This window comes from Polaromonas sp. P1_E3 (assembly GCF_056405935.1).
In genome coordinates, this window is record NZ_JBFUBD010000118.1 from 1 (window position 1) to 8300 (window position 8300).

General features: G+C 64.2%; 8 protein-coding genes. All 8 read left to right on the forward strand.

Annotated elements, in window-relative coordinates:
- Positions 1-764: DUF1688 family protein (locus AC1D0Z_RS13065; protein WP_477658657.1), on the forward strand; the 764-nt coding region annotated here is incomplete at its 5' end.
- 103 nt (positions 765-867) lie between these two features.
- On the forward strand, positions 868-1509 hold the full coding sequence (upp, locus tag AC1D0Z_RS13070) for a uracil phosphoribosyltransferase (RefSeq protein ID WP_477658658.1): 642 nt from the start codon (positions 868-870) through the stop codon (positions 1507-1509).
- 97 nt (positions 1510-1606) lie between these two features.
- Positions 1607-2605, forward strand: coding sequence for a BMP family protein (locus AC1D0Z_RS13075; RefSeq protein WP_477658659.1), 999 nt, complete (start codon positions 1607-1609; stop codon positions 2603-2605).
- Positions 2606-2651: 46 nt separating this feature from the next.
- A complete protein-coding gene (locus tag AC1D0Z_RS13080) occupies positions 2652-3668 on the forward strand; it encodes a 5'-methylthioadenosine/S-adenosylhomocysteine nucleosidase (protein ID WP_477658660.1) in 1017 nt (338 codons plus the stop codon).
- Positions 3669-3802: 134 nt separating this feature from the next.
- Positions 3803-5359, forward strand: coding sequence for an ABC transporter ATP-binding protein (locus AC1D0Z_RS13085; protein WP_477658661.1), 1557 nt, complete (start codon positions 3803-3805; stop codon positions 5357-5359).
- Complete coding sequence (locus AC1D0Z_RS13090) at positions 5356-6429, forward strand: ABC transporter permease (protein ID WP_477658662.1); 1074 nt, start codon at positions 5356-5358, stop codon at positions 6427-6429. The genes AC1D0Z_RS13085 and AC1D0Z_RS13090 overlap by 4 nt, the downstream gene beginning before the upstream one ends.
- Before the next feature lie 171 nt (positions 6430-6600).
- The gene (locus AC1D0Z_RS13095; RefSeq protein WP_477658663.1) at positions 6601-7542 is read left to right on the forward strand and encodes an ABC transporter permease; all 942 of its coding nucleotides are present in this window, start codon (positions 6601-6603) and stop codon (positions 7540-7542) included.
- A 24-nt stretch (positions 7543-7566) separates the two neighbouring features.
- The coding region (locus AC1D0Z_RS13100; protein ID WP_477658664.1) for a cytosine deaminase at positions 7567-8300 on the forward strand (734 nt) is incomplete at its 3' end.

An 8300-nucleotide genomic window follows, 5' to 3' on the forward strand; every position in this document is an offset into this window, starting at 1 on the left:
CTGCCCGCCTCAAAACCATTACCGCCGACCAGCTGGCCCAGGCTTTCCAGGTCACGCCCGAGAATCCGCTGATCGGCCTCGACGGGCGCGCCGCGCTGCTGCGGCGCCTGGGCCAGGCGCTGCAAGACCAGCCCGCGATCTTTGGCCAGCGTGGCCGGCCCGGCCATTTGTTTGAGGCGCTGGTGCAGCCCGGGCAAAGCGCCATTGAGGCGCATGAACTGCTGTCGGTGCTGCTCACCAGCCTCTCGTCCATCTGGCCAGCCCAGAACGTCCTGGGCACCATCCCCTTGGGCGATTGCTGGCAGCACAACGCAGCGGGCGATGGCGAATCGGCAAAAGCTGGTCCCAGCCAGGGCTGGATGCCTTTTCACAAGCTGTCGCAGTGGCTCACCTATTCACTGCTCGAGCCATTCGAGTGGGCCGGTGTACAAGTCAAAGGGCTTGATGCCCTGACGGGCCTGCCTGAATACCGCAACGGCGGCCTGTTCYTCGATGCCGGCGTGCTGGTGCTGAAGGACCCGGCCCAGGCCAACCGGCTGCATGCCGCCGGCGACGAACTCATCGTCGAATGGCGCGCACTCACCGTGGCCCTTCTTGACGAGCTCGCACCGCTGGTGCGCGAGCAGCTGGGATTGACGGCCGAACAGATGCCGCTGGCCTGTGTGCTTGAAGGCGGCACCTGGGCTGCGGGCCGTGCATTGGCACAGCAATTGCATCAAGGTTTGCCGCCCCTGAACATCGAAAGCGACGGTACCGTATTCTGAGCATCACCTTGAAGCTATGCGGAAGCAGGCCAGCAAGGCAAGGCAAGGCAGCCCGAGCGGAACCTAAAGACCGACAGATAAAAACACAGAGGCACACAAGCACATGACCGTCCAGAGCAACAAAGTCCACCTGATTGACCACCCCCTGGTGCAGCACAAGCTCACCCTGATGCGCCGCAAGGACGCCTCTACCAACACCTTTCGCACCCTGCTCAATGAGCTCAGCATGCTCATGGCCTACGAGGTCACACGCGACATGCCGATGCAGGACATCGAGATCGAAACCCCGCTGGAAACCACCACGTCCAAAGTCATCGACGGCAAAAAGCTGGTGTTTGTCTCCATCCTGCGCGCCGGCAATGGCATTCTTGAGGGCATGCTCAGCGTGGTGCCCGGCGCCCGCGTCGGCCACGTCGGCCTGTACCGCGACCCGAAAACCCTGACGGCCGTCGAGTACTACTTCAAGATGCCGCATGATATGGAAGAGCGTGACATTGTCGTGGTCGACCCGATGCTCGCCACCGGCAACTCGGCCATCGCGGCGGTCGAACGGCTCAAAGAGCTCAACCCCAAGTCCATCAAGTTCGTCTGCCTGCTGACCTGCCCCGAAGGCATCAAGGCCCTGCAGACTGCGCATCCGGACGTTGCCATCTATACCGCCGCGATTGACCGCGAGCTCAACAGCCACGGTTACATCCTGCCGGGTCTGGGCGACGCGGGCGACCGGATCTTCGGAACCAAATAAGGCTCCAGCCCTTTGTGGACGGGCGCAAGCAGCTCCTTAATTGATAGCAGTTTCCAGACACCACCCACCCACCTGAAAACCCAACCCGGAGAGTCCCATGCCCCAGACCGTCAAGCGCCGCCATCTCGTGCTGCTGGCCACAGCCGCCGCCATCGCCCTGCCCGGCCTGGCATTTGCCCAGGCCAAGACCAAGGTCGCTGCGCTGTACACCGTACCTTTCGAGCAGCAATGGGTCAGCCGCCTGCACAAGGCGCTCAAAGCCGCCGAAGCGCGCGGCGAAATCGAATACAAGGCCACTGAAAACGTCTCCAATGCCGACTACGAACGTGTCATGCGCGAATACGCCACGGCCGGCAACGCACTCATCGTCGGGGAAGCTTTTGCAGTAGAAGCCGCGGCCCGCAAGGTTGCCAAGGACTTCCCGAAAGTGTCTTTCCTCATGGGTTCGTCCGGCAAGGCGCAGGCACCCAACTTCTCGGTGTTCGACAACTACATCCAGGAGCCGGCCTACCTGAGCGGCATGATTGCCGGCGGCGTAACCAAGAGCAACAAGATAGGCATGGTCGGCGGTTTCCCGATTCCCGAAGTCAACCGCCTGATGAACGCCTTCATGGCCGGTGCGAAAGAAACCAACCCCAAGGTCGAGTTCAGCGTGAGCTTCATCAACAGCTGGTTTGACCCGCCCAAAGCCAAGGAAGCCGCCTTCGCCATGATCGACAAGGGTGCCGACGTGATGTACGCAGAGCGCTTTGGCGTGAGCGACGCCGCCAAGGAAAAAGGCAAGCTGGCCATCGGCAACGTCATCAACACGCAGGACAAATACCCCGACACCGTGGTGGCGTCAGCCCTGTGGAACATGGAACCCAGCATTGACCGCGCCATCAAGGCCGTCAAGGAAGGCAAATTCAAGGCTGAGGACTACGGCCCCTATTCCATGATGAAGTACAAAGGTTCCGAACTCGCTCCGCTGGGCACCTTCGAGAAAAAGGTTCCCGCCGACATCGTCGCCAAGGTCAAAGCCAAGGAAGCCGACATCCTGGCCGGCAAGTTCACCGTCAAGGTCGACGACGRCCAGCCCAAGTCCACTGCCAAATAAGCCGGCGTTTTACGCCTCCTCGCCCTTGTCCTTCTGAAAGCGCCGTATGCAATCCCTGTTTTGCCTGCGGCGTTTTCTTTTCAGTCGGTCCCATGCCTGGCGGGCCGCGGCGCCGCTGGCATTCCTGTCCTTCCTCTCATTGGGCCTTTTGGGGTGTGCGGGACCGGCACCCGCCCCACCCAATCCAGCTCATGCGCCTGGCGCAGTTGCCGGCGTCCCAGTCCGGCTTGATGCCACACCCCGCATCGCGGTGATATCGGCCTTTCAGCCCGAGCTGACGCTGCTGCTCAACCGCTTGCAAGACCCTGCCAGGCACCGCATCAACGGTGTTGACTTCACCACCGGCACCCTGCAGGGCAAGCCGGTCGTGCTGTTCCTTTCCGGCATCAGCATGGTCAACGCGTCCATGAACACGCAGCTGGTGCTCGACCGTTTCAACATCACGCACATTGTCTTCAGCGGCATCGCCGGCGGCGTCAACCCGGCCCTGCACATCGGCGACGTCAGCGTACCCACGCAGTGGGGCCAATATCTTGAGGTGCTGATGGCACGCGAAACTTCGCCGGGCCGCTTCACTATCCCGCCTCGCATGGAGGCGCAGACCCTGGCACCCTTCGGCATGCTGCACCCGCGCCCGGTCGAAACGCGCACCGCCGCCAACCCGGTGCCCGTACGCAAGTTCTGGTTTGACGTCGACCCGGGAATGCTCGCGGTTGCCAGGGCCATGGGCAACATCGAACTCGGCGCCTGCAACGCGGGGGTATGCCTCACGCACAAGCCGCAGCTGATGGTGGGCGGCAACGGCGTGTCAGGCCAGGCTTTTGTCGACAACGCAGCCTTCCGCGAATACGCCTTCAAGACCTTCCAGGCCAACGTGCTCGACATGGAAACCGCCGCCGTAGGCATGGTGGCCTACAGCAACAGCGTTCCTTACATTGCTTTCCGCTCGCTCAGCGACCTGGCCGGCGGCGGTGAAGCTGCCAACGAAATGGTGACCTTCATGAATATCGCCGCAGACAACTCGGCCAAGGTGCTGCTGGCGTTTCTCGCGGCCTGGAAATAATGCACACCCCTGTCGGATGCTCACTGCGTGTAGCACCTTCTCCCCTTGCAGGGGACGGCGCCTGCGGCCTGGCAAAGCCAGTTCCGCGGCCCCCGCTGGTCTGGAGCCACAACTCCAGGCATTAGTCCTCCAGGATGACCAATTCCGTCCTTCGCCTCACCGGCATCACCAAACGCTTCGGCCCACTGGTCGCCAACGACGCGATCTCGCTGGACTTGCAGGCCGGCGAAATCCTCGCGCTGCTTGGTGAAAACGGTGCCGGCAAGTCCACGCTGGTGTCCATCCTTTTCGGTCACTACACAGCCGACGAAGGCCATATCGAAATCTTTGGCCAGCCGCTGCCGCCCGGCAACCCCAAGGCCGCGCTGGCCGCGGGTGTCGGCATGGTGCACCAGCATTTCACGCTGGCCGACAACCTCAGCGTGCTCGACAACGTGATGCTGGGCAGCGAGCCCCTGTGGCAGCTGTTTTCACGACGCAGCGCAGCCCGCGCCAGGTTGCTGGACGTGGCACAGCGCTTTGGCCTGCCCGTGTCGCCCGATGCCAGGGTGGGCAGCCTCTCGGTCGGTGAACGCCAGCGGGTCGAAATCCTGAAAGCCCTGTACCGCGGCGCGCGCATCCTGATCCTGGACGAACCGACCGCCGTGCTGACGCCGCAGGAAAGCGAAGCGCTCTTCGGCACGCTGGGCCAGATGGTGGCGCAGGGGTTGTCGATCATTTTTATCAGCCACAAGCTCGGCGAAGTACTGCGCGTGTCGAACCGGGTGGCGGTGCTGCGCGGGGGCAAGCTGGTGGCCGAAGCGCCTGCCACAAGCACCAGCCAGGCGCAGCTGGCGCAGTGGATGGTCGGCCACGCGGTGACCGCCACGCGGCGCCGCCCCGCGCCATCGACTGGTCTGCCGGTTTGCACACTGAAAGGTGTCAGCACGGCCGATGCGGGGCAAGACCGCCTGGACGGCGTTTCGCTCGAACTCAAGGCCGGTGAAATCGTCGCCATTGCCGGCGTCTCAGGCAACGGCCAGCTCGCCCTGGCCGAGCTGCTGTGCGGCACCCGCGCTGCCAGCGAGGGCTCCGTGACATTTCTCGGCCAGCCCATGAAAGCCTCGCCAGCCTGGCTGGTCACCCAGGACGTGGCACGCATCCCCGAAGACCGGCACGGAGTAGGCGTGGTCGGCGACCTCAGCGTCTGGGAGAACTCCGTCTCGGAGCGGCTGCGCAGCCCGGCGTTTTCCAGGGCACTGTGGGTCAACCGCCAGGCTGCGCAGGCCCATGCGGGCCGCATCATGCGTGAATTTGACGTGCGCGGGGGTGGCCTCCACGCTGCGGCGCGATCGCTCTCCGGTGGCAACATGCAAAAGCTCATCCTCGGGCGGGCCCTGGTTTCGCCTTCTGCAAACACCGCATCACCCGAAGCCCCCAAACTCATCATTGCCCACCAGCCCACCTGGGGCCTCGACATCGGCGCCGTCGCGTATGTGCAGCAACAGCTGATCGCCGCACGTGACGCAGGCGCAGCGGTGCTGGTGATTTCAGACGACCTGGACGAAGTGATGTCGCTTGGCGATCGCGTGGCGGTGATGCACGCGGGCCAGCTGACAGCGGCCCTGCCCGCCGAAGCCTGGACACGCGAGGCGATTGGGCTGGCGATGGCTGGCGTGAAAGCCGGACAGACCGCGGAGACACCGGCATGAGGTTGGAGAAAAGAACGCAAACCTCACACTGGGCCCTGGTGCTCGCGCCCCTGGGTGCGATCGCCTTCACCTTGCTGATCAGCGCATTGCTGGTGCTGTGGGCCGGTGCGCCGCTGGGCCAAACCTACGCGCTGCTGTTCAAGGGCGGCTTTGGCTCTGTCTTTGCCCTCAGCGAAACCTTTACCCGTGCGGTGCCCCTTATCCTCACCGGGCTGGCCGCCACGGTCGCCTTCAAGGCGCGGCTTTTTAATATCGGGGCCGAAGGCCAGCTCTATGCCGGTGCGCTGGCTGCGGTGGCGGTGGGCGGCATGCATGGCGGCACCGGCTTTGATGCGCCCATCTGGCTGCTGTTTGTGCTGATGATGCTGGCCGCGGCTATTGCGGGCGCACTGCTGCTGCTGGGCCCCGCCCTGCTGAAGGCCCGGTTGGGGGTCGACGAAGTCGTCACGACCCTGCTGCTCAACTTCATCATGCTGCTGTTTGTGTCGGCCATGCTCGATGGCCCCATGAAAGATCCGGCCGCCATGGGCTGGCCGCAAAGCGTGGCGTTGCAAGGCGACCTGGAGCTTTCCAAGCTGGTCGAGCAGACACGCGTCCATACCGGCCTGCTGTGGGCCGCTGCGCTGGCCTGGGCGCTGTGGGCCCTTCTGAAATACACCGTGTTGGGCTTTGATATACGCGCCGTAGGCGCCAACGCCAAAGCCGCGGCATTCGCCGGCGTGCCGGTCACCCGCACGGTCGTGCTGGTCGCACTGCTGTCGGGCGCGCTGGCCGGGCTGGCAGGCGCCATTGAGGTGGCTGGCCGCACCAGCTATGTCACGCTCGACATGTCCCCCGGCTACGGCTACACGGGCATCGTGATCGCCATGCTGGCGGCGCTCAACCCTCTGGGTGTGTTGGCCTCCGCCGTATTTGTGGCGGGCGTGCTGGTCGGCGCCGACACCATGAGCCGGGCCGTCGGAGTGCCAACCTATATTGCCGACGTCATCGTGGCGGCGTCGCTGATCTCCGTGCTGGTGGCGACCTTGATGACGCAGTACCGTGTGGTAACGAGGGGCCGGGGGCTATGAATTTTCCTGGCACCCGCGTCCTCCCAAGCCACCAGCCCACAGGGCCCCGGGTTTCCGCTGCGTGGCCAATTTTCCAGAAAATAGTAGCCACAAGCCAATACAGACGAGCGCAAGCAGCTATTAAATTCATAGCAACACCAACCTCCACGCCTCTCAACAGAGGTGCCCTGCATGGCTGAAATGCTCGACATCCTCACCGCCGCGCCCTTCTGGATTGCCGTGCTGCGCATTGCCACGCCGCTGATCCTCGGCACCTTGGGCGTGCTGCTGTGTGAACGTGCCGGCGTGCTCAACCTGGGCATCGAGGGCATCATGGTCGCCGGTGCCTTCAGCGGCTGGCTGGTGGTGTACAGCGGCGCACCGCTGTGGGTTGGCGTGGGGGTGGCGGCGCTGACCGGCGCGGCATTCGGCCTGCTGCACGCATTTTTGACGGTCGGCCTGGCGCTGTCGCAGCACGTGTCCGGGCTCGGCATCACCCTGCTGGCCACCTCGCTCAGCTACTACGGCTACCGTGTCAGCTTTCCCAAAGTCGACACGCCCCCAACCATCACGCCCTTCGCCCCCATGCACTGGCTCGACGATTTTCCAGGCGGCGGGCTGAACGTGCTGGCCGCGCAAACCTCGCTCACGCTGCTGGCGCTGCTGCTGGTGCCGCTGATCGCCTGGCTGCTCTACCGCACGCCGGCGGGCCTGGCTATCCGCATGGTGGGCGAGAACCCGCAGGCCGCCGAAGGCCAGGGTATTTCCGTCGCAGCCACCCGCACCGCCGCCATCGTGGCTGGCTCGGCCCTGATGGGCGTGGCCGGCTCCTTCCTCACGCTGTCGGCGTTTAACGCCTTTTTCTTCAACATGGTCAACGGCCGCGGCTGGGTGTGTGTGGCGCTGGTGGTGTTTGCCTCGTGGCGGCCCGGCAAGGCGCTGATGGGGGCGCTGCTGTTTGCGTTTTTTGACGCGCTGCAGCTGCGCCTGCAAACGTCGGGCATCGTGAACGTGCCCTATCAGGTGTACCTGATGCTGCCTTACGCCCTCTCCATCCTTGCGCTGGTACTGGTGGCGCGCAAGGYGGCGTATCCTCAGGCATTGATGAAACCTTACCGCAAAGGCGAGCGCTAGGCTTGCCTTGCCAGGAGTCCCAAGATGCTCGACCTGTTGATCAAGAACGCTGCGCTGCCCGACGGCAGAACCGGTATGTCCGTCGCCGTCCAGGGCGGCCGCATTGCAGCAGTGGAGCCCGACCTGGATGCGCCCGCCGCCGAGTTCGTAGATGCCACCGGCTACCTGCTGAGCCCGCCTTTCGTCGACCCACACTTCCATATGGACGCCACGCTCAGCTACGGCCTGCCGCGCGTCAACGAAAGCGGCACGCTGCTCGAAGGCATCGCGCTGTGGGGCGAACTCAAGCCGCTGCTCAAGGCCGAGGCCATCATCGAACGCGCCCTCGCCTACTGCGACTGGGCCGTGGCCAAAGGCCTGCTGGCCATTCGCAGCCATGTGGACACGAGCGACCCCAGCCTGCTGGCTGTAGACGCGCTGCTTGAAGTCAAAAAACAGGTCGGACCTTATATCGACCTGCAACTGGTCGCCTTCCCGCAAGACGGCGTGCTGCGGACCAAAGGCGGCATCAACAACCTGGAGCGCGCGCTCGACAAGGGCGTGGACGTGGTCGGCGGCATCCCGCACTTCGAACGCACCATGGCCGACGGCGCCGCCAGCGTCAAGCTGCTCTGCGAAATCGCCGCCGAGCGCGGCCTGCTGGTCGACATGCATTGCGACGAATCCGACGACCCGCTCTCCCGCCATATCGAAACCCTKGCAGATGAAGCCCAGCGCCTGGGCATGCAGGGCCGTGTCAACGGAAGCCACTGCACCTC

Bases quoted from the DNA above. Each gene is read 5' to 3' on its own strand.
- upp (WP_477658658.1), top strand. From the start codon at position 868: ATGACCGTCCAGAGCAACAAAGTCCACCTGATTGACCACCCCCTGGTG.
- AC1D0Z_RS13080 (WP_477658660.1), top strand. From the start codon at position 2,652: ATGCAATCCCTGTTTTGCCTGCGGCGTTTTCTTTTCAGTCGGTCCCAT.
- AC1D0Z_RS13085 (WP_477658661.1), top strand. From the start codon at position 3,803: ATGACCAATTCCGTCCTTCGCCTCACCGGCATCACCAAACGCTTCGGC.
- AC1D0Z_RS13090 (WP_477658662.1), top strand. From the start codon at position 5,356: ATGAGGTTGGAGAAAAGAACGCAAACCTCACACTGGGCCCTGGTGCTC.